This is a genomic window from Oceaniserpentilla sp. 4NH20-0058, from assembly GCF_040371755.1.
Classification (GTDB): Bacteria; Pseudomonadota; Gammaproteobacteria; order Pseudomonadales; family Oceanobacteraceae; genus Bermanella.
Window position 1 is genome coordinate 125,855 of the sequence record NZ_BAABWE010000001.1, and the last position, 21,824, is coordinate 147,678.

General features: G+C 39.8%; 17 protein-coding genes. 10 read left to right on the forward strand and 7 right to left on the reverse strand.

The window, feature by feature from the left end:
* Window positions 1–126 precede the first annotated feature (126 nt).
* A complete protein-coding gene (locus tag ABWV45_RS00515) occupies window positions 127–2,643 on the reverse strand; it encodes an EAL domain-containing protein (protein WP_353347592.1) in 2,517 nt (838 codons plus the stop codon).
* A gap of 109 nt (window positions 2,644–2,752) precedes the next feature.
* Here ABWV45_RS00515 and gltX point away from each other — a divergent pair, with 109 nt between their 5' ends.
* The 4 genes from gltX to kdsB are packed head-to-tail and all read left to right on the forward strand — an operon-like array spanning window position 2,753 to window position 6,998.
* Window positions 2,753–4,267: a glutamate--tRNA ligase gene (gene gltX / locus ABWV45_RS00520; RefSeq protein WP_353347594.1), complete on the forward strand. Its 1,515-nt coding sequence runs from the start codon at window positions 2,753–2,755 to the stop codon at window positions 4,265–4,267.
* A gap of 7 nt (window positions 4,268–4,274) precedes the next feature.
* Window positions 4,275–5,663, forward strand: coding sequence for a sugar phosphate nucleotidyltransferase (locus ABWV45_RS00525; RefSeq protein WP_353347596.1), 1,389 nt, complete (start codon window positions 4,275–4,277; stop codon window positions 5,661–5,663).
* Window positions 5,660–6,214, forward strand: a complete 555-nt coding sequence (locus ABWV45_RS00530) for a KdsC family phosphatase (RefSeq protein ID WP_353347598.1) — start codon at window positions 5,660–5,662, stop codon at window positions 6,212–6,214. The genes ABWV45_RS00525 and ABWV45_RS00530 overlap by 4 nt, the downstream gene beginning before the upstream one ends.
* A gap of 16 nt (window positions 6,215–6,230) precedes the next feature.
* Window positions 6,231–6,998, forward strand: a complete 768-nt coding sequence (gene kdsB / locus ABWV45_RS00535; RefSeq protein WP_353347600.1) for a 3-deoxy-manno-octulosonate cytidylyltransferase — start codon at window positions 6,231–6,233, stop codon at window positions 6,996–6,998.
* Here the strand turns inward: kdsB and ABWV45_RS00540 are convergent.
* Window positions 6,990–7,328, reverse strand: coding sequence for a hypothetical protein (locus ABWV45_RS00540; protein ID WP_353347602.1), 339 nt, complete (start codon window positions 7,326–7,328; stop codon window positions 6,990–6,992). The genes kdsB and ABWV45_RS00540 overlap by 9 nt on opposite strands.
* 213 nt (window positions 7,329–7,541) lie before the next feature.
* On the opposite strand from ABWV45_RS00540, the gene tig reads away from it, so the two are divergent.
* From tig to ABWV45_RS00570, 6 genes are all read left to right on the forward strand, one after another.
* Entirely contained in the window at window positions 7,542–8,852 is a 1,311-nt protein-coding gene (gene tig / locus ABWV45_RS00545; protein ID WP_353347604.1) for a trigger factor, read from the forward strand.
* Window positions 8,853–8,954: 102 nt separating this feature from the next.
* Window positions 8,955–9,584 carry an ATP-dependent Clp endopeptidase proteolytic subunit ClpP gene (gene clpP / locus ABWV45_RS00550; RefSeq protein ID WP_353347606.1) on the forward strand — a complete coding sequence of 210 codons (630 nt, stop codon included), beginning with the start codon at window positions 8,955–8,957 and terminating at the stop codon, window positions 9,582–9,584.
* Between the two features lie 97 nt (window positions 9,585–9,681).
* Window positions 9,682–10,968 (forward strand): ATP-dependent Clp protease ATP-binding subunit ClpX, encoded by a 1,287-nt coding sequence (gene clpX, locus ABWV45_RS00555; RefSeq protein WP_353347608.1) that lies wholly within the window; start codon window positions 9,682–9,684, stop codon window positions 10,966–10,968.
* Between the two features lie 113 nt (window positions 10,969–11,081).
* On the forward strand, window positions 11,082–13,475 hold the full coding sequence (gene lon, locus ABWV45_RS00560) for an endopeptidase La (RefSeq protein WP_353347610.1): 2,394 nt from the start codon (window positions 11,082–11,084) through the stop codon (window positions 13,473–13,475).
* 138 nt (window positions 13,476–13,613) lie between these two features.
* A complete protein-coding gene (locus ABWV45_RS00565; protein ID WP_353347612.1) occupies window positions 13,614–13,886 on the forward strand; it encodes an HU family DNA-binding protein in 273 nt (90 codons plus the stop codon).
* A gap of 112 nt (window positions 13,887–13,998) precedes the next feature.
* Complete coding sequence (locus tag ABWV45_RS00570) at window positions 13,999–15,837, forward strand: SurA N-terminal domain-containing protein (RefSeq protein ID WP_353347614.1); 1,839 nt, start codon at window positions 13,999–14,001, stop codon at window positions 15,835–15,837.
* Between the two features lie 82 nt (window positions 15,838–15,919).
* On the opposite strand, the gene ABWV45_RS00575 is transcribed toward ABWV45_RS00570, so the two are convergent.
* From ABWV45_RS00575 to ABWV45_RS00595, 5 genes are read right to left on the reverse strand one after another with little or no spacing between them, the layout of a single operon-like run.
* Window positions 15,920–16,927 (reverse strand): ABC transporter ATP-binding protein, encoded by a 1,008-nt coding sequence (locus ABWV45_RS00575; RefSeq protein ID WP_353347616.1) that lies wholly within the window; start codon window positions 16,925–16,927, stop codon window positions 15,920–15,922.
* Window positions 16,914–17,933, reverse strand: coding sequence for an ABC transporter ATP-binding protein (locus ABWV45_RS00580; protein ID WP_353347618.1), 1,020 nt, complete (start codon window positions 17,931–17,933; stop codon window positions 16,914–16,916). The genes ABWV45_RS00575 and ABWV45_RS00580 overlap by 14 nt, the downstream gene beginning before the upstream one ends.
* Window positions 17,902–19,704 (reverse strand): extracellular solute-binding protein, encoded by a 1,803-nt coding sequence (locus ABWV45_RS00585; protein ID WP_353347620.1) that lies wholly within the window; start codon window positions 19,702–19,704, stop codon window positions 17,902–17,904. The genes ABWV45_RS00580 and ABWV45_RS00585 overlap by 32 nt, the downstream gene beginning before the upstream one ends.
* A gap of 9 nt (window positions 19,705–19,713) precedes the next feature.
* Window positions 19,714–20,763, reverse strand: coding sequence for an ABC transporter permease (locus ABWV45_RS00590; protein ID WP_353347622.1), 1,050 nt, complete (start codon window positions 20,761–20,763; stop codon window positions 19,714–19,716).
* Complete coding sequence (locus ABWV45_RS00595; protein ID WP_353347624.1) at window positions 20,763–21,791, reverse strand: ABC transporter permease subunit; 1,029 nt, start codon at window positions 21,789–21,791, stop codon at window positions 20,763–20,765. Before ABWV45_RS00595 ends, ABWV45_RS00590 begins: the two co-directional genes overlap by 1 nt.
* Window positions 21,792–21,824 lie beyond the last annotated feature (33 nt).

A 21,824-nucleotide genomic window follows, 5' to 3' on the forward strand; every position in this document is an offset into this window, starting at 1 on the left:
TGTTATCTTGCAAGCATGAAAACGAATGATGGTTTATCTTTTAGTCTAAAAGTGTCTCGTATGCGACTTTCTGTGAAGTTAGATTTAAAAATTGCCTTGTAGGCGGATAGTATCTAATGCTATTTATTAGGGCTTGTCGATAAGTATACTGAATTGCTTGGCTGAAATAGGTTTGGAAAAATGAAAGCCTTGGCACATATCACATTGCATTGTTTCAAGTATGGCGCGACATTTTTCCGACTCGACTCCCTCCGCGACGATTTTCAATCCTAAGTTATGGGCCATCTGTATCGCCGTTTGTACCAGTACTTGATTTTGCTTGTCGCTTTCTAAGTTAAGAATAAAAGTTTTATCGATTTTTAGTTCATTGGCCGGTAATTTTTTTAAATAGCTTAAGTTGCTATATCCTGTCCCAAAATCGTCAATTGCGATATTAAAACCGTGTTCACTTAGTGACCAAAGATTTTCTAAGGTGTGTTGGGTGTCTCCCATCATTTGAGATTCAGTTAATTCCAGAATGATATTTTTTGCGATATTTGGTGTGTCAGATATCAGTAGTAATATGGCCCTTATGAATTCTTTATTTTTAATGTTATGTGCTGAAATATTAACCGACATCAAAAAATTAGGATTCATTTTTAGCCATAGTTTTAATTGGTTAAGTGCATTTTTAAATACCCATAAACTCAGTGCCTGAATGATGCCAGTTTGCTCGGCTATTTCTATGAATTCATCTGGAAGGACGACACCATAATCTTCATGTGGCCACCTTATTAAAGCTTCGGCGCCGATAATTGCCTCACTATTTGTATTAATTAAAGGTTGATACAGTAACTGCATTTTGTTGGTGGAAATTGCGGGCTTTAATTCATTAATTAAAATTAACCTCCTTTCATTGTATGTGTCTTGATCTGTATGGTAGTAGCTTATACCACTTTCTTTAGTGTCTGCGTGATCCAGTGCGATGGTAGCATTTCGCAGTAATAATGAAGCACTCTTTCCATGCTCTGGATAGATCGCATAACCTTGAGTGACCCATGGATCAATGAGTAGCTCATTAACTAATATTGGCTTGTTAATTTTATGGGCTAGTGACTGCAGGACTTGGTCTACTTCTTGTTTTTTATTGTTTTTTATTACAAATGAGAAGGTGCTGTTACTTAGATTTGCAGCGTAAAATTCTTCCAGTTTATCTAGGCATTGAATGTTTTCCATATGGTGAATGTATGAATTCAAATTAATGGATACTTGCTCTAATACATAGTTACTGATTTCTCGCCCTAATGTTTTATCAAGTTCAGATATGCGAGATAGGTGCAGTAGCACAACGGTAAAACTATTCTCAGTTTTAATGAGTGTTTCTAGTTCACGGCTAAATAAATTTCGGTTTGGAAAGCCTGTGATGTCATTATGTGTTGCGTTATATAGAAGCTCTTGCTGGAATTTTGCACTTTGCTTGGTGCTGTCTATGATAATTTGCTGGGCCTGAATGCGTGTTTCTTTTTCAGTGTGTAAACGTTTTGCAAGCGCAATGGCAAACGTCAATAACTCTAAAGCCGAACCTAATTGAATGGCGTGATTAGTAAATAAGTTGAAAGGTATATAGCCTAGCTTGGAGAAAATAAAAATGATGACACCAATAAATAGCCAGCTCCAAGCTACTAAATAAAAAATTCGATTCTCGTTGTTTTTTGAATGGATGACTCCGATCATAAAGCACAATGGAATGATCAAAAGTATGCTTGATATAAGTAGTTTAATGGCCATTGAATAGCCGATTATAACGCTACTTAATACGATACCTATTGGTACAAAGCTCATTAGATATAGCAACTTACCATTGCTTGATTTATTGAGCTTAAGAAATAAAAGGTTAAATAAGCATGTTAATGAAAGTGTTGAAGCACCTAATATGAGTTGGGCCCAGTTATGGTATTTCGGATGGTTAGGGAAGATATATTCAAATAAAATGGCGTCTTGTGAGGTCATGAGTAATGCAAATGACGTGGCGTACAAACCGTAGGCCAGAAATGTTCTTTCTTTTATAAATAGAAAGACCACTAGGTTAAATAATGCGGTACTGAGTAAAACCCCCAAATACAGAAAAGTAATACTTGCCTTGGAGCGATAAAAATTTTGAAACTCATTAGGGCTCCACAGAAGAACTTCTGTTTGAATAGGGGCGTTACTTCTTACCTTAATTAGAAATGATTTTGTTTCATTGGGAGTTAATTTAATGGCAGTGACAAAGTTTGGGTGTTTGAAGTCTCTGCTGTCAAAGGGGCGCCCATCACCTGAATGAATGAGTGTGTGGTATTGCTTATTACGACGTTCGTATAGGTCTATGTAATCTAGTAATGGATAGTTTATATCTAATAGGTAATCCCTATTAGAGGTTAGACTATTTGTTATATGGAACTTAATCCAAACAGTGGATTGTTCATATCCTAGATTAATGCTTGTTTGATTGATTTCTGTCCATTTCAAATTGGTTGAATTATCGATGGTTTGAGGGCTGTAATGATGATTGCTGTCGATAAAGTATTCAAACTGATTGATCGTTATTTTGTCCTCTGACCCAACTTCCATAGCCGTTGCTAGGCAAGATAAGAACATTAATACAACAAATAGTCGAATAGACATGTAGGAAAGCAACCGGCCGAAGTTTTTTTAAGCATAGTTCAGCTAATGATATTGGCCAAAGCGGGCTTAACCCCTATAATTCGGCAACTTTTCACCCTTTGAGATAATTATGACTGTCCGTACTCGTATTGCGCCTTCGCCAACTGGTGACCCTCATGTTGGTACTGCTTATATTGCTTTGTTCAATTTAGCATTCGCACGTCAGCATGGTGGTCAATTTCTACTGCGTATTGAAGACACGGATCAAGCAAGAAGCACAGCTGAATCAGAACAATCTATCTATGATAGCTTGCGCTGGTTAGGTTTAGATTGGGATGAAGGCCCTGATGTTGGCGGTGATAATGGCCCTTACCGTCAAAGTGAGCGCCGTGATATTTATGCAAAGCATATTGAAATACTGTTGGAATCTGGTCACGCCTTTAAATGTTATCGTACTGCACAGGAATTAGACGAGCTTCGCGCTCAAAAGCAAGAAGCAGGTGGTTTCTCTGCGCTTAAATTTAGCGATCTTGAGTTACCTGAGGATGTCGTTGCGCAAAGGGAGTCCGAAGGGGCATCTTATGTGGTTAGGATGCACGTACCAGAAGAGGGTGTTTGTACGTTTAATGATATGTTACGCGGTGATATCGAAATGGATTGGGGTATGGTGGATTGCCAGATTCTAATGAAATCAGATGGCATGCCCACTTATCATCTGGCTAATGTGGTAGATGACCATTTAATGGATATAACTCATGTGATTCGTGGAGAAGAATGGCTTAGCTCTGCGCCAAAGCACCAGCTTCTTTATAAGTATTTCGGTTGGGATATGCCCGTACTTTGTCATATGCCATTATTGCGTAACCCTGATAAATCTAAGCTAAGCAAACGTAAGAACCCAACAAGTATCTTGTATTACAAGCATATGGGTTTTATGCCTGAAGCATTGCTTAACTATTTAGGCCGTATGGGTTGGTCTATGCCTGATGAACGTGAACAATTTAGTCGTGATGAGATGTTTTCTCATTTTGATATTTCTCGGGTATCTCTTGGCGGTCCGATTTTTGATCAGGAAAAACTAAGTTGGTTGAATAGTCAGTGGATTCGCGATCTTTCTGAAAGTGAATTTGTAGAACAGTTCATCAAATGGGGGTTGAATAAAGAAGCCTTAGCACCTGCTATTGCTCATATCCAGCCACGTATTGAGCGCTTTAGTGATGTGGTTCCTTTAGCTGGATTTTTACTATCAGGCATGCCTGAGGTAGATGAAACTGATTTTGCTCATAAATCGATTGAACCAACTCAGATGGTTGAGCTTTTGCAAATGGGTTTGTGGCAATTAGAGGCCATTCGTGACTGGCAAAAGCCTGAGATTCAGCAAAGATTATTCGCATTGGCAAAAATTGAAGGGGTTAAGCCAAAAGACTTCTTGTATGGTTTTTTTGTGGCCATTGCAGGTACGCCAAACTCGTTTTCTGTTTTAGATAGTATGGCTATCATTGGTCCAGATATGAGTCGCGCACGTGTTCGTCATAGTGTTGATGTTTTAGGTGGAATATCTAAGAAGGCCATGAAAAAGTTAGATAAAAAGTACCGAGATGTATCTGCTCAGATTGAATTACAACTAGCTGATATAGACGCATAACTGACTTATGGCGGCCATTTACCCAGTTATACTCGCCGGTGGCAGTGGCACTCGGTTGTGGCCCGTCTCAAGGTTAAATCATCCAAAGCAATTCATTGATCTCTTAGATAGTGGAAAGACGGTAATTCAGTCCACTATTGAAAGAGCCATGCTTTGCTCAGAAATGCCTTCTTTCATTATCGCCAATGAATCCCACCGCTTTATATTGCAGCATCAAATTTCTGTATACGGCTTAAGCGTTGAAAATGTTTTACTTGAGTCGGAATCAAAAAATACCGCGCCTGCTGTGGCCTTGGCTTGTTTGAAGATCAAGCAGCTCGACCCTGATGGAATACTTTTGATTCTGCCTTCAGATCATTATTTTTCTAATGAAATTGCATTTAAAACAGTCATTAATACCTTGATTGCTAAATTGTCTGACGAGGATATCGGTTTGATGGGGGTTTTGCCTAGTCATGCTAATACTCAATACGGGTATATGGATATATCGGAAGAGGGGGCTGTAACTCAATTTATTGAAAAACCTAATGCTTCAGAAGCAGAATCATTAATTAAGCGCAATAATATTGCTTGGAATTGTGGAGTGGTAGTGGTGAAGGCAAGTGCGCTTTATCAGGCGCTTTCTATATGCACTCCGAAGCTTCTGAATTTGGTTGAAGATGCGTTCAATAATCAATCAAAATTATATGATTTTAACGTGACGGGTGAGCAATATCAAAAGATTCAGCCTGAATCTTTTGATGTGGCGGTACTTGAAAACTATAAAGGTATTAAAGCACAAAAGTACCATCATGAATGGGATGACCTAGGAACATGGAACAGCCTCATTAGTAGGCGCAAAAAATTAGGTTTAAAGCAATTTAATATATTCAGTGAAAATAATAAGTCGATCATATTGCAGGCGGATAATATTGTACTTTGTGATTTTGATGATGTGCTCTTTGTAGCTAATCAGGATGATTTATCTGATTTGAGTTGTTTGATGGGATACCTAAAGCATAATGACTTGCTCAAACTGCTAGATCGCATTGATGTGCATCGTCCATGGGGGCAATTCAAAGTCCTTGCTCAAGATACACATTATGTTGTTAAGCATTTGATTGTTTTTCCGCATTCTCAAATTTCATTGCAAAGCCATAGCTATAGGAATGAAAATTGGGTAGTCATAAAAGGGCTTGCTCATGTTGAGTTAGAAGATGAAAAACGTATTTTAAGGGTCGGTGATAGTATTTCTATTAAACCTCAGCAAAAACATAGACTACGTAATGCGCAGCAGGAAGTTTTAGAAATAATAGAAGTGCAAACAGGTGAAATCTTAACCGAAGACGATATAGTTCGATATGATGATCAATATCTACGCCATTTAAATCATAAAAAGCAGGGAAAAAATCAATGATGTTGCCAAATCAAGTGAAAGAAAAGGCTAATAGTGTTGCTTTAATGATATTTGATGTTGATGGCGTTTTAACCGACGGTACTTTGGTTTATGGGCCAAGTGGTGAAGAAGTAAAACATTTTAATGTGAAAGACGGTGTGGGTATTAAGCTACTTCAAACTTATGGTGTTCATGTTGCGATCATAAGTGCTAAAGAATCTGAACCGTTAAAAAAGAGAATCATCGATTTAGGTATCAAGTATTCGTATCTGGCTTGTAAAGATAAATTGGCTGCATTAGATGAGCTTTTAGTAAAATTGAAGTTAGATTATACGCAAGTTGCCTATTGCGGTGACGATGTAATTGACTTGAAGGTTATGACTAAAATCGGCTTTGCCATTGCTCCAAATGATGCATATTTCATGGTAAAAGAAGCTGCGCATTATGTAACTAGTTCCTTGGGTGGTAAAGGTGTAGCGAGAGAAGTAGCAGATGTTATTTTATCTAGCCGCATGGATTTAAAAGATGCGTATATAAAGGCTATGCTGCCTGAATTTGAAGAAAAGAAATAAATAGGTATTAGTGGAAATGTCAGATTACAAAATAGTCATTCCTGCTCGATTCGGTTCGAGTCGGTTGCCGGGAAAGCCCCTAATTCATTTGGCAGGCAAACCTATGGTTCAGCATGTTTATGAACGGGCACTTGAAACAGGTGTGAAAGACATAGTCATTGCAACTGATGATCAAAGAATTTTTGAGGTGGCTAAGGCATTTGGCGCGAATGTCATGATGACCTCTGTTGGCCATGAAAATGGAACTGAACGTATTGCTGAGGTTGCCCAAAACCTTAATTGGAGCGCCGATGATGTGATCGTTAACGTACAAGGTGATGAACCCTTGATTCCAAAATCGTTAATTCAATTGACCGCAAATGGCTTATTGGAGAATCCTTCTGCGGGGATGTCTTCTATATGTACACCAATTGATTGTGCAGACGATGCCTTTGATCCAAATGCAGTAAAAGTCGTTTTAAATAATCAAGGATTTGCCATGTATTTCTCAAGGGCGCCAATTCCTTGGGATAGAGATCTTTATAAAACTGGTGAAAGCCAGCTTACGCAATTGGCTCCTGTTTATCGTCATATTGGTATGTACGGTTACCGAGTTTCCTTCTTGAAGCAGTATGCGAGTATGGAACCAACCCCAATTGAGCAAGCAGAATGTCTAGAGCAGTTAAGAGCACTATGTTATGGCGTGAAAATCCATATGGGTGTTATAGCTCAACCCCCAGGTCATGGGGTTGATACTCAGGAAGATGTTAAGCGTGTAGAAGAGCAGTTAAGCGTACTAAATTAGGCTTAATTGGCTGGCGCTATTCAGCTTTGATTGCGAGTTTAACCAATTAATATGAGTTTGGTGGCGCATAGCAATGACTTCAAGCATTCGTTGTTGCTGGCTTGGAATGATAGACCTGTCCAAGGTAATGCTTTGATAAAGGCCACTTATAATGGCCGTTTTCAAGGCATCGCACACCTGAGTATTATTCTTTGGATGAAGCATTAGTACTTTTTGTTGTTGATCCAAAGGTAAATTTTTAATCTTTTGCCTTTCGCTGATGCTAGGTGCGATCCAAAGCATCCAATAATGATTCGATAAGCTAGTGTTGTTTTTTAATAATGCACTCATAATTTGACCTGTTTATTTGTACAGTGTTTCACTTGTGATTCAAACAGTACTGTATATAAAAACAGTTGTAAAGCTTATTAAATAATCAATTATTCATGAAAATAGCGGATTAGGAGTAATTGGGCCAAAAACTGCTTGATTACATCGTTCCAGATCAATAGAGTTACCACCCTTAAAATTCACCAGCTTCTGTATTTTGTGTGTGAGGCATTCATGCAAGTTTCTGTAGAAACATTAGCAGGCTTAGAACGTAAGCTTGTAATCGATATTCCAGCATCTAACGTAGAGCAAGAGATTGCTAAGCGCTTGGATCAAGTTTCTCGTACCGCTCGTATCGACGGTTTCCGTAAAGGAAAAATTCCAATGCGTGTTATTAAACAGCGCTACGGGAAAGGGGTTCGCCAAGAGGTTCTAGGCGAACAAATGCAGCAAGGATTCATCCAAGCTGTCTCTCAGGAGAAACTTAACCCAGCTGGTATGCCAGCGGTTGAGCCGTTGATTGATGAAGAAGGTAAGGATTTTCAATTTTCTGCAACTTTTGAAATTTACCCAGAAGTGACAGTATCAGGCTTAGAAAACATTTCTGTTGAAAAGTTTGCAACAGAAGTTAGCGATGCCGATCTAGACAACATGATCGAGATCCTTCAAAAGCAACAAGCTAAATTTGAAGTAACCGAAGAAGCTGCTAAAGATGGCGACAAAGTGAAAATTGACTTTGACGGCTATGTAGGTGGCGAAACATTTGAAGGTGGCAAGGCTGAAGGTTATGCATTGACACTAGGCTCAAAAAGCATGATCCCTGGCTTTGAAGAGCAAATTGCTGGCCTAAAAGCAGGCGATGAAAGCACCATTAAAGTAACTTTCCCTGCTGATTATCAAAATGAAGAATTAGCAGGTAAAGAAGCAGAGTTTAAGATCAAGGTTCATGAAGTTGAAGCTTCTGAACTTCCTGAGCTTAACCAAGAGTTCTTCAAGTTATTTGGTGTTGAAGCGGATGATGTAGATAGCTTCCGTAGCGATGTTCGCTCAAACATGGAGCGTGAACTAAAGCAAGCTATTCAGCGTAACACTAAAAACCAAGCACTTGATGGCTTGCTTGAGCAAAACTCAATTGATGTTCCTGCTGCTCTGCTTGATCAAGAGATCCAGCGCTTACAAGAACAAGCTTTCCAGCAGTTTGGTGGCGGCCAAGAGTTCAAACCAGGTATGTTACCTAATGAATTGTTCCAGCCACAAGCTGAGCGTCGTGTTAAATTAGGCCTATTAATCAATGCTGCTATAGAGCAGTTAGAAATTAAAGCTGATGACGCAAAAGTAGACGCATTAATTGAAGATATGGCTTCTACCTACCAAGACCCAGAACAGGTTAAAGAATTCTACAAGAGCAACAAAGAGCAACGCGCTCAACTTGAAGCCCTTGCACTAGAAGAGCAGGTAGTGGAAACAATCCTTGAAAAAGCGACTGTAACCGAAAAAGAAAGTAGCTATGAGGAAGTGATTAAAGCGGCAAATAACGCCCAATAATCATTTTTACTGCCATTTAGGCATCAATCAGGCTACACTCATAAACAGCTGTTATCTCAAGATAATGGCTGTTTTTTCTGATGTCGTTGACGGAGATAACGAATGAAAGATCTTCTGGCCGCCCAGGATCCAGCAATACAAATGTCCGGTTTAGTGCCTATGGTGGTTGAGCAAACCGCCCGTGGTGAGCGTTCTTATGATATATATTCACGATTACTAAAAGAGCGTGTCATTTTTTTAGTTGGCCAAGTGGAAGACCATATGGCCAACCTAGTAGTTTCTCAGTTGTTGTTTTTAGAAGCTGAAAATCCAGAGAAAGATATCCAGTTGTATATTAACTCACCTGGTGGTTCAGTTACTGCCGGTATGTCGATTTACGATACCATGCAATTTATCAAGCCAAATGTTAGTACCATTTGTATTGGTCAGGCTTGCAGTATGGGGGCATTCTTACTAACAGCCGGTGAGAAAGGTAAGCGTTATTGCCTGCCTAATAGCCGTGTGATGATCCATCAGCCAAGTGGTGGAGCGCAGGGTCAGGCAACGGATATATTGATCCATGCTGAGAACATAAAAGACACAAAAGAACGTTTAAATCGAATCTTAGCTCAGCACAGTGGTCGTAGCTATGAAGAGGTTGCTGCAGATACCGAGCGTGATAATTTTATGAATGCTCAGCAAGCGTTAGAATATGGTCTTATCGATGAAGTGCTTGAAAAGCGTTTAGGCTAATAAAACGGTTTGTTTCTGGCGAAAACCGCCTAAATACTTGAAGTTTTAGCCATTAAGCAACATCTTTAGATAATTGCTGTAATTATGAGGAAGTCGAATGAGCGACGAATCAAACAATAAAGACGAAAAGGGTAAGTTACTTTACTGCTCTTTCTGTGGCAAAAGTCAGCATGAGGTTCGTAAGCTCATAGCTGGGCCCAGTGTCTTTATTTGTGATGAGTGTGTCGACCTTTGCAACGATATTATTCGTGAAGAGGTTCAAGAGAGTCAGGGAGAAGCACCTTCTGACCGTTTGCCGACACCGCAAGAAATTAAAGAAACTCTTGATGAATACGTTATTGGTCAGATAAGAGCCAAAATTGTCCTGTCTGTAGCTGTTTATAATCATTATAAGCGCTTACGTCATGGGGAAGGTAAAAAGGGCCTTACGGAGCTTACGAAGAGTAATATTCTGCTTATTGGCCCAACGGGTAGTGGTAAAACGCTCCTAGCTGAAACATTAGCACGCCTATTAAATGTGCCATTTACCATAGCTGATGCCACAACGTTAACCGAAGCCGGTTATGTTGGTGAGGATGTTGAAAATATAATCCAAAAACTTCTACAGAAGTGCGATTATGATGTTGATAAAGCACAGCGTGGCATCGTTTATATTGATGAAATTGATAAGATCTCTAGAAAATCAGACAATCCATCGATTACTCGTGATGTTAGTGGTGAGGGTGTTCAGCAAGCGTTATTGAAGCTGATTGAAGGAACAGTTGCATCAGTTCCACCTCAGGGTGGTCGTAAGCATCCTCAACAAGAATTTTTACAAGTTGATACTGGTAATATCCTGTTCATTTGCGGCGGGGCGTTTGCTGGTTTGGATCAAATAATCCGCGATCGTACTGAAAAGAGCGGAATTGGTTTTAACGCTGTTGTTAAAGCAAAAGATGATAGCAAGTCAGTTGGCTCATTATTGAAAGATGTAGAGCCAATGGATTTAGTAAAATACGGTTTGATTCCTGAATTTATTGGTCGATTACCAGTAGTGGCAACCTTGGATGAGCTTGACGAAGAAGCATTAATTCAAATTTTAGTAGAGCCAAAAAATGCGTTAGTTAAGCAATATCAGGCTTTATTTGAAATGGAAGATGTTGAGTTGGAGTTTAGGGATTCTGCCTTGCTTGCAGTTGCTAAAAAGGCCATGGAACGTAAAACTGGTGCTCGTGGTTTGCGCTCAATCATGGAAGGCATCTTGCTTGATAGTATGTATAAAATCCCATCAGAAGACCATGTAAGTAAAGTGGTTATTGATGACTCTGTCATTAAGGGTGATAGTGAACCTTTGTTTATTTATGAGTCAAATGAAAGTGCTAAAGTCGCACCGGATGATGCATAATTCTATTAAAAGGGGCTTTAAAGCCCCTTTTTTTATATTAAATACTTGTAATCCTTTTAGTTTATCCCCATCTTAGAAGCATGTTCAGTGCGCTGTTTAGCACAAGGTATCTTATGACAATACAAACGCTTCCTTTACTTCCGCTTCGCGATGTCGTTGTTTATCCACACATGGTTATTCCATTATTTGTGGGTCGCGATAAATCCATTAAAGCTCTTGAGTCAGCCATGGAAGGAGATAAAAAAATCCTTTTGGTTGCACAGAAGAATGCCACTACCGATGAGCCAACTGTAGATGATATCTATTCTATTGGTACAGTTGCTTCGGTACTTCAATTATTAAAATTACCAGATGGTACCGTTAAAGTTTTAGTTGAAGGCAATTACCGTGCGGAAGTGACTAACTTTACAGATGGTGAAGAGTTTTACCAAGCGGATGGTTCACCACTTGAAATAGAAGCTATCGCTGAGCGAGAAGAGTCTGTTTTGGTTAAGGCAGTGACTCAGCAGTTTGATCAGTTTGTTCAAATGAGTAAAAAAGTCCCCAGTGAAGTACTTGCGTCTATAGAAAGTATTGAAGAGGCTGGTCGTCTAGCTGATACAATTTCATCTCATTTATCGCTTAAGCTTGATGAAAAACAAGCTGTCCTTGAAATGGTTTCTGAGCGTGACCGTTTAGAGCACTTAATGGCGCTTATCGAATCTGAAGTTGATTTGTTGGATATTGAAAAACGCATTCGCGGGCGTGTTAAAAAACAAATGGAGAAAAGCCAGCGCGAATACTATTTGAATGAGCAAATGAAGGCTATTCAAAAAGAATTAGGTGACATGGATGATGTTCCTAATGAACTGGAAGAATTACAAAATAAAATAAATGAATCGGGCATGTCAAAAGAGGCAAAGGAAAAGGCCGAATCAGAATTAAATAAATTAAAAATGATGTCCCCGATGTCAGCAGAGGCATCTGTTGTTCGTGGTTATTTAGATTGGATGATTGGCGTACCTTGGAAATCTAAGAGTAAGGTTCGCAGCAATATCGAAGTGGCGGATGAAATACTAAATTCCGATCACTTTGGTTTAGATGAAGTGAAAGAACGTATTCTTGAATATTTGGCTGTCCAAAAGCGTGTTAAAAAATCCAATGGTAATATTTTGTGCCTTGTAGGTCCCCCCGGTGTAGGTAAGACTTCCTTAGGGCGTTCAATTGCAAAAGCAACTAATCGTAAATACATCCGAATGGCACTTGGTGGCGTACGTGATGAAGCTGAAATTCGTGGTCATCGCCGTACTTATATTGGCTCAATGCCGGGTAAGCTTATACAAAAGATAAGTAAAGAAGGTGTGAAAAACCCGTTATTCTTGCTGGATGAAATAGATAAAATGGGTATGGATCACCGTGGTGATCCGGCTAGCGCATTACTAGAAGTTTTAGATCCTGAACAAAATAGTACATTTAGTGATCACTACTTGGAAGTGGACTACGATCTATCAGACGTTATGTTTGTATGTACCGCTAACAGCATGAATATACCAGCCCCTTTGTTGGATCGTATGGAAATTATCCGTATTCCGGGTTACACCGAAGATGAAAAAGTGAACATTTGTCAGCGCTATCTACTGCCTAAACAAATGAAAAATACCGGAGTTAAAGATTCAGAATTGACGCTCAGTGAGCAAAGTTTAAGGTCTGTTGTTCGTCATTACACAAAAGAGGCGGGTGTACGTGACCTAGAGCGCCAGATGGCTAAAATTTGTCGTAAAGTGGTTAAAGAAAACGTTATGGCTAAAAAAGGTGATGACGTTAAAAGTGAGATCAAACCAGAAGAGTTAGAAAACTACCTAGGTGTGCAAAGGTTTAAATACGGCATGGCCGAAGAAGAACACCAAGTTGGTCAGGTGACAGGTTTGGCGTGGACTTCTGTAGGTGGTGAAACTTTAACCATTGAATCTGCAATTTCACTAGGCAAAGGCCGAGTTGTTAAAACAGGATCTTTAGGCGATGTTATGCAAGAGTCTATTCAAGCCGCTCTTACCGTTGTGAAAAGTCGCTCAGAAGGGTTGGGGTTGCCTCATGACTTCTTTGAAACTCACGACTTGCATATACATGTTCCAGAGGGTGCTACACCAAAAGATGGCCCGAGTGCTGGTGTGGGTATGGTAACAGCCTTAATGTCTGTTATTACTAATACACAGGTACGTTCTGATGTGGCAATGACAGGTGAGGTAACGCTACGTGGTAAAGTGCTACCAATCGGTGGGTTAAAAGAAAAACTACTGGCAGCCCATAGGGGTGGAATTAAGACGGTTTTAATTCCGGATGATAACGAGCGTGACCTAAAGGAAATTCCGGATAATATTAAGCAAGAGCTGGAAATTATCCCTGTAAAATGGGTCGATGAGGTACTTGATGTAGCTTTAACGGGAAATCTGGAAAAAAATGTTGCTTCGGTTATTGAAAAGGAAGCCGCAACCCAGCAAAATCAACAGTCTCGTTTAAGTACACATTAATATAAAAAACATATTAAGCAGTTGACACTCGCCTTAGCGCTGTTATACCTTTCAGCGCTCTATCTAGGTCTATGGCTCCGGCGCTTAGTAATATAAGTTTATATCTATAATTAACCAATATTGGTAAAGGGGATACGTGTGAATAAGTCTGAATTAATCGATGCCATTGCAGCTTCTGCTGACATTCCAAAAGCGGCTGCTGGTCGTGCTTTGGATGCCACTGTAGAAGCCATTACAACTGCCCTGAAAGACGGTGATCAAGTTGTTCTTGTTGGCTTCGGTACTTTTGCTGTTAAAGAGCGTGCAGCGCGTACAGGTCGCAACCCTCAAACTGGTCAACCAATTGAGATTGCCGCTGCGAAAGTACCTGGTTTTAAACCAGGGAAAGCATTAAAAGATGCTGTAAATTAATATATTTAATTAGGATTAACCTCCTAATTTTGTATAAATAAAAGGCGCATCTGATGGTGCGCTTTTTTGCTATCTAGTAAATAAGAATTCTAAAAATAAGGTTGGTTGTACCATGTTGCAAGCTATTCGCGACGGCTCTAAGGGTCCTGTTGCCAAGATCATCGTTGGATTGATCATACTCACATTTGCTTTGTTCGGTATTGAAAGTATTGTTGCGTTAGGTGGAGGTGAAGATGCACCAGCCACTGTCAACGGTGAAGAAATCAGTGAATATCAGGTACAACAAGCAGTTCTAATGCAGAAGCGTCGCTTACAAACGCAATTTGGCGAAAACTTCGATCCTGCCATTTTCAAAGATGAGCTGATTCGCCAATCTTCTGTGGAAAACCTTATTCAGGAAACTGTAGTTAAACAAGCGGCTTTAAAAAGTGGCATACAATTCTCTGATGCCGATATTGACGTTTTGATTGTTAAGTCACCAGATTTCCATGTAAACGGTAAATTTGACCGTGATCAGTTTGATTTAGTATTAAGAAGTGCAGGTTTTACCCGTGCAACATATCGCCAGCTTTTACGTACATCGTTATTAACACAGCAGCTTCAAAATGCTTGGCAAACCACTAGTTTTGCAACGCCTTTAGAAGTAAAACAAATTGCTAATTTAGAAGCGCAAACACGTAACTTTTCTTCCTCCACTCTATCTTTAGCTGAGATGAAAAAGGGCATTACAGTTTCCGATGAGGAAATTCAGCAGTACTATGATGAAAATACTGAATCTTTTATGATTCCAGAAAAAGTTAGTATTAAGTATGTAGAACTTAAAGCATCTGAATTAGCTAAATCGGTGGATATTTCAGAAGATGACGTACTTGAGCATTATGAGGCGTTAAAAGCTGATTCAAACAGCAAGAAAGAATACCGAGCCGCACATATCTTATTATTAGACAGTGACGAAGCTGCCAAGGATAAAATGGCGACAATTCAAATGGAACTTAAAAACGGTAAGGCATTTGAAGATTTAGCAAAAGAATATTCTCAAGATGATACTTCAAAATTCTCAGGTGGTGATTTAGGATTTGCTGATGAATCCGTATTTGAAACTGAGTTCTCACAAGCCCTAACTGGTCTAAGTGTTGATGGAGTTTCTGGTGTGGTTGAAACTCGTGATGGATTACACCTAATAAAACTGTTAGAAGTTAGACAACCTGAAGTAGCTCCTTTAACTGAGTTAAAAGATTCTATTGAGTTAGAACTTAGAGAAGAAGCGAAACGAGTTGTTTACTTAGAGGCTTTAGAAACCTTAAAGGATGAAGCGTTCTCCTCTACAAACCTGGAAGCTGTTGCAAGTTCTTTAGACCTAGAAATACAAATGGCCGGTCCTTTTCCTCAAGCTGGTGGCGAAGGTGTTGCGGCAAACCGTAACGTGGCTATGTCTGCTTTCTCTGAATCTGTGTTATCAGAAGGGGCTAATAGTGAAGTTATTGAAATTGAAGATGGACGAGCAGTAGTCCTTCATTTGAATGAATTTTTTGAAGCTAAACCGAAAGAGCTGACTGCTGTAAATGCACAAATTAAAACTATACTGATTAACGATAAGGCTGTTGCTGCGCTTAATGTTAAAGCAGATGAAACTTTAGAGTCTGCAAAAGCGGGTACTTTACAGGTTAAGTGGGATTCATTCGCTGAAAAAACACGTGAGTTCACTGGTGCTAATCGTGAGGTAGTGTCCACTGCTTTCACCCTAGGTATCAGTGATGATTCTCCGAGTTACTCGCTAGTTGATTTGCAAAATGGTGATAAAGCTATTGTTCGCTTAGAGCAAATCAATCGTGATGTTGATGCTCAAGTGGGTGAAAGCCAAGAACAAAAAATGGCCCGTATTAAATCAAACAATGAGTTTAAGGCGCTTTTTGAGTACAACTTAGAAGAGTCAGATATCGAAAAAGGCTAAGACTACTAGCTGATTATAAAAAGCGGGCAATGCCCGCTTTTTTTATGCCAGTTATTTTTTAGGGTTGTTGGATATAAATAGATTAGCCCCAAGGAGACTGCCAATTTTGAGTGGCGCGAACGCGATGATGACAAGCCACTAAATGATCATCTTTATCGGATGCAATCAACTTCGGGCGCTCTTCCAAGCATTGTTCATTTGCAAGCGGGCAACGAGTGTTAAATAAACACCCAGTTGGTGGAGATATAGGGGAGGGAAGCTCCCCTTGAATGCGCAGTTTATCTCTTTTGTGGTTGGGCCTAATGCTAGGAATGGCATCAAGTAAAAAGTGTGTATAAGGATGCATGGGTTGCTTGAATAACTCATCACTTGTTGCACTTTCAACAATAGAGCCCAAATACATCACACTGATTCGGTCAGAGATATGTTTTACAACTGCTAAATCGTGTGCGATGAATAATATGGCTAAGTTCATTTCTTGTTGAAGCTTAATCAGCAGGTTTATGATCTGTGACTGTACGGAGACATCTAAAGCAGATACAGGCTCATCGCATATTAGTAATTCCGGCTCTAATGCAATAGCCCTTGCAATACCAATACGCTGCCTCTGCCCACCTGAGAACTCGTGAGGGTATTTATTAATAGCAGAGTCTGGTAATCCAACCTTTTCAAGTAGAGCTCGCACCTTTGCTTGTCTTTGCTCAGAATCAAGCTGAGTATGAATCACAAAAGGTTCTTCTAAAATGCTACCTATTGTATGCCTTGGGTTAAGCGATTCGTAAGGGTCTTGAAATACGTATTGTATTTTTGGGCGAATAGGGCGTAATTCTTTTTGGCTAAGTTGAGTAAGTTCATGGCCTTTAAACTCAATACTTCCGTCGGTTGGCTCATATAGGCGGGCAATTGTCTTAGCTAGTGTGCTTTTGCCGCAGCCAGACTCTCCTACAATCCCAAGTGTTTCTCCTGCTTTAATCGTTAAGTGAATATCATTAACCGCTTTCAGGGTTAGCGATTTACCCCAAATGGTGTCTTTTTTAACTGGGAATGCCTTATATAAGCCCGACACGGTAAGCAAATCAGTTTGACTCATATTGAATACCTTCCCAGTGTAAACAGTTTACAAAATGAGCTTGATCAGAATCAGCGGCCATTTGATTGTACGACTTACAGGAGTCTTGCTTGTATTTACAGCGATTATAAAAACGACAGCCCTGAGGTAAGTTAGCTAAGCTAGGAACTTGACCCTCTATGGTGCTTAGCAAGCTTTTATTGGGCTGATTGAGCTTTGGTATAGAGTCCAGCAAGCCTTGGGTATATGGATGCTTAGGGTGCTCAAATAAACTCTTAACTGAAGCGTATTCGGCGATTCTGCCTGCATACATAACGATAACGTCATCGCATAGTTCAGCAATTACACCTAGATCATGGGTGATAAACAGTATGGCCATGCCGTACTCTTGTTGTAGCTCCTTCATTAAATCTAATATCTGAGCCTGAATGGTGACATCTAATGCAGTAGTCGGCTCATCAGCAATTAAAAGATCGGGCTCGCATGCTAAAGCCATAGCAATCATTACTCGCTGCCTCATGCCCCCTGATAACTGATGAGGGTATTCACGTATGCGTTTTTCTGGGTCAGGAATACCGACTTTTTTTAGTACAGTAATGGTTTCTTGAAATTGTTCTTTTTTACTTAATTCTTTTTTGTGTAGTTCAAATACTTCAAGTATTTGTTTGCCTATGGTTTTGACTGGGTTCAAGGCCGTCATGGGCTCTTGAAATATCATGGCAATTTTATTACCACGTACAGAATGAATAAATGCACTAGGTGCTTTTACTAAGTCCGTTCCTTCAAGCAGGATTTTACCGTGGGATATCACACCTGCGGGTTGGGGAAGAAGCTTCATTATGGAAAGTGAAGTAACGCTTTTACCGCAGCCAGACTCTCCAACAAGCCCCAAGGTACGCCCTTTGTGAATATCAAAGCTGATATTGTCAAGTACTTGAAGCGGACCTTGGTCCGTTTCAAATGTGACGCATAGCTCCTCGACGCTTAGTAATATATCACTCACCTGTTGAGACTCTGAATTGTTCATAAACTTTATTCACGACAGGGTATTTAGTTTTACTTTTACGTGCAGATTTAGTTTCGATTTTTATTTGGTTATCTACCCAAAATATACCGCCATTACCAAAAGGGGAGTACAAATTAGAGGTGGTTTTAGTGCCAGGAACGTTGGGGAATTTAATCCAGCGCCAATGTGCGCCCCTTGTATAAGGGACTTTATAATCAGGGATAAACGCACCGGAATCATGAATTTTACCCTCTAACTGATTGGCTAATTTGATGCGGGTAGGTGTGTCAATGGCAGAGCGATAAGACATAATCAATTTGTCGATTTCTGGGTTGTCCATATTTGTTACATTATTGGTTTGAGGCTTATGAGCGTTTTCACTATGGAAATGCTGCCAGTAAGCGGGCCTAAAGCCCGTGCTCCAGCCTAGAGAAGTCATATCATGTTGTTTCTGCATGATTGTCTTGTAATGGGACGATGAATCTTGCAGAACAAGGTTGATTTCAATGCCAGCTTTTAATGCATCTTGTTTTATAATTGCCCAGCGTTCAGTGTGCTCTTTCCTTCCATAAACAAGGTTGAGGCTTAGGCGTTTACCATCTTTAGTTCGGATGCCTTTACCATCTCGTTCAGACCAGTTGCTATTGTCTAAAATGTCATTGGCTTTTGTTAAATCAAAAGAACGGGCCTTAATGTTTTGATTGCTGTATTTGCCGTAGCCAGTGTGAAAAGATTGCAATCTTTCATAGTCATCTCTTAAGACAGTCTGAATTACTTTGTCAAAGTTCATTGCGTGAGCTAGAGCAAACCGTACGTCTTTGTCTTTTAAAATCTCATGATCTTGATTTAGAAATACACCTGAACTTGAGCGAGGCATGTCGTTGTAAAATAAAACCTTTTCTATCAATCCTTTATCATAAAGTGAGCCTGTGGCCTTGTTGTGCCAAAACTCAGGTTGCACCAATGAAAAAGTATCAATATTGCCTTTTTCAAAGTGATTGTAGGCGATATTTACGTCACGTATTACTTTGAATATGACCTTGTCTACGTTGAAACGCCCTTGGTTGTATTTTAGGTTGTTGCCCCACCAGTTTGGTTTTCGATCAAATGTAATTTGCTTACCGTTGCTAATTTTCCCTATTTGATAAGGTCCAGTGTTTGGAACAACTTTCCAATTGAAGTCTTTAACCCAATTTTCATTGAGGGTTTTATAAAAGTGCTTAGGGGTGGGGTTGACACCGTAATAGTAGTGCAACTCATCTTTTGGGCGCTCTACAGCACCGGTAATTGATATAACGAGATCGCTATATTTTTTTACATTGATAATTTGTTCGGTGTAATAGTTATTGTACCAAGGAGCGTTTATATGGGGGGAGCGCATAAATTCTAATGTGTATAAAAAGTCATCGGCTGTTACAGCGTGTCCATCGCTCCATTTGGCATCCGCGTTAATTTGGTAATAAACGGTTTTACCATCGTCATCGTAAGCCCATTTTTGCGCAAGAGCTGGAATGATTTCTTCTGTATTCGGGTGTATGCCCACAAGACCTATTTGGTTGGCATTTATAAAGCGTCTAAATGAGCTATTTGAATCAGGACCAACAGTTCGAAGTGTTGGTGGAAATGAAAGAATATAATCCGTAAAAATGCCGCCTTTTTTTACGTTTTCAGCGGCCCATATAGGCGCGCTTTCATTGCTTTGCCATTTCAAATCGGCGGGTAGGGTATTGGAATACGCTAAATTACCCAAGCATAAAAGAAGGAAAACCCATGTGTGTTTTAAAAATGTCATAGCTGTCCTTTAACTAAAGTAAGAATATTTTTTAGGGTCAAATGCTTCACGAATGGCCTCACCGATGAACGTGACTAATGTTAGCACTATGGTGAGTGCAACAACCGCTGATGCTGCTATCCACTGGTAATCCAAATTGCTAGTGCCTTGTTGAAGTAACTCTCCCCAGCTTGGTGTCGGTGCAGGTAGCCCAAAACCAAGATAGTCCAAACTGGTTAATGCCGTAATGCCACTGACCACTGAAAAAGGAAAGAATGTTACCAAAATTGAAACTGAGTTAGGCAATATATGCTTTAGCATGATTCGCCAATTAGAGGCACCTATCGAGCGTGCGGCCAATACATATTCCCGTGTATTCTCGCGGTATGTTTCGGTTCGCATATACCAAGTGAGCCCCATCCAACTAAAGGCGCCTAGCATAAGGGCCAGTGTCCAAAAGTTAGGTGTGATAATAGATGCGACAATCATAATAATGTAAAGAATTGGGACGTTGGATAAAATTTCGATGATTCTTTGGAATATTAAATCAAATTTACCACCTAGAAAGCCCATTAATGCACCAATGATTATGCCAATAACATAAGTAATAATGAGCAAAAATAAAGAAAACAAAATAGCGATTCGAAAACCATAAATAAGCCGTGAAAGGATATCCCGTCCAGCCATGTCAGTCCCTAAGTAATGCTGGTTTTCAGCAGATGGAGGGTAAGGCGGGTACTGCCCTTGAATAAAATGATTTTCAAAAGGGTTGTATGGAATAAGCGGCCCGAAAACCCAATTGTTAGAGTCTGGATTGTTTTTGAACGACGTTCTTAATTCATGATAATTGGTTTCCCAATCATAATCTAAGCCAAAGGTTCGACCGGGCAATATATCACCATAACTTGGGAAGTAGAGCTGGTCATCGTAACTTATAATAATAGGGCGATTACTTACCCAAAGCTCAGCGAATAAGCTAAGTACTATTAATAAACAAAGCAGTACAAAAGAATAATATCCACGCTTAAGCGATTTAAATCGCTGCCAGCGGCGTTTACTTTGAGGTGAAATTGAAAACATTATTTCGCCTCTCCAAAACGAATTCTTGGGTCTGCCCATGCCACACATAGGTCACTCAGAATATTACCAATTAAATATAAAACAGCGGAAATAACTAAAATCCCCATGACTACGGGGTAGTCCCTTTCAATGAGAGCTTCATACCCAAGTAAGCCGATACCATCAATATTGAAAATCTTTTCAATCAAAAAGGAGCCACCAAGTATTACGCTAATATTTTGCCCAAAGTGGGTGGCTAGGGGGATTAAACTATTGCGTAATGCGTGCTTTTTTACAGCCTCTTTAAAACTAAAGCCTTTTGCTGTGGCGGTGCGTACATAATCTGCAGCAAGGTTTTCCATTAATGCGTTTTTCATCATGAATGTCATAACGGCTAATGAACCAGACATGTAGGCGATTAACGGCAGGGTGGCATGAATTAAAAGGTCTGAAGTTTTACCCCAAAAATCAAGATACTCAAATTCATCACTGACAAACCCACCCAAAGGAAACCATTCAAGATGGGCAGCAAAATATGAGATACAAGCAATACCAATGACATAGCCCGGTACGGCGTAACTTATAAATATAAATGCGGAGGATAAATGGTCAAACGGCGCGCCGTGCTTAATGGCTTTTATGATGCCAAGAGGAATACATATTAAATAGGTTAAAATCATGGTGGTAACACCATAAAAAATAGAAATGGGTAGCCTGTCTTTAATGCTATCCCAAACCGGTTCGCCGTAACGGGTAGACTCGCCAAGATCCAGTTGCAATATTTTAAACAACCAGTCGAAATAGCTAATGATAATAGGCTGGTCAAACCCATAATAGGCTTTAAGTTGTTCTAGCTGGTCTTCACTTAAACTTTGAGAGCCAAAGCCTTGATTACTTGAAGATTGAGCGCTATTTGCAAATTGAGCTTCTGCCAGCATGCGCTCTATTGGTCCACCAGGAACCAATCTGGTTAATGTAAATACAAGAAGAGTTATTCCGATGAAAGTCGGAATAATCAGTAATAACCTATGTAGGAAATAGCGCTGCATGCTGAATTCTTATAATTGTTGATGCTTGTAACT

Bases quoted from the DNA above. Each gene is read 5' to 3' on its own strand.
- ABWV45_RS00515 (WP_353347592.1), bottom strand. From the start codon at position 2,643: ATGTCTATTCGACTATTTGTTGTATTAATGTTCTTATCTTGCCTAGCA.
- gltX (WP_353347594.1), top strand. From the start codon at position 2,753: ATGACTGTCCGTACTCGTATTGCGCCTTCGCCAACTGGTGACCCTCAT.
- ABWV45_RS00525 (WP_353347596.1), top strand. From the start codon at position 4,275: ATGGCGGCCATTTACCCAGTTATACTCGCCGGTGGCAGTGGCACTCGG.
- ABWV45_RS00530 (WP_353347598.1), top strand. From the start codon at position 5,660: ATGATGTTGCCAAATCAAGTGAAAGAAAAGGCTAATAGTGTTGCTTTA.
- kdsB (WP_353347600.1), top strand. From the start codon at position 6,231: ATGTCAGATTACAAAATAGTCATTCCTGCTCGATTCGGTTCGAGTCGG.
- ABWV45_RS00540 (WP_353347602.1), bottom strand. From the start codon at position 7,328: ATGAGTGCATTATTAAAAAACAACACTAGCTTATCGAATCATTATTGG.
- tig (WP_353347604.1), top strand. From the start codon at position 7,542: ATGCAAGTTTCTGTAGAAACATTAGCAGGCTTAGAACGTAAGCTTGTA.
- clpP (WP_353347606.1), top strand. From the start codon at position 8,955: ATGAAAGATCTTCTGGCCGCCCAGGATCCAGCAATACAAATGTCCGGT.
- clpX (WP_353347608.1), top strand. From the start codon at position 9,682: ATGAGCGACGAATCAAACAATAAAGACGAAAAGGGTAAGTTACTTTAC.
- lon (WP_353347610.1), top strand. From the start codon at position 11,082: ATGACAATACAAACGCTTCCTTTACTTCCGCTTCGCGATGTCGTTGTT.
- ABWV45_RS00570 (WP_353347614.1), top strand. From the start codon at position 13,999: ATGTTGCAAGCTATTCGCGACGGCTCTAAGGGTCCTGTTGCCAAGATC.
- ABWV45_RS00575 (WP_353347616.1), bottom strand. From the start codon at position 16,927: ATGAGTCAAACTGATTTGCTTACCGTGTCGGGCTTATATAAGGCATTC.
- ABWV45_RS00580 (WP_353347618.1), bottom strand. From the start codon at position 17,933: ATGAACAATTCAGAGTCTCAACAGGTGAGTGATATATTACTAAGCGTC.
- ABWV45_RS00585 (WP_353347620.1), bottom strand. From the start codon at position 19,704: ATGACATTTTTAAAACACACATGGGTTTTCCTTCTTTTATGCTTGGGT.
- ABWV45_RS00590 (WP_353347622.1), bottom strand. From the start codon at position 20,763: ATGTTTTCAATTTCACCTCAAAGTAAACGCCGCTGGCAGCGATTTAAA.
- ABWV45_RS00595 (WP_353347624.1), bottom strand. From the start codon at position 21,791: ATGCAGCGCTATTTCCTACATAGGTTATTACTGATTATTCCGACTTTC.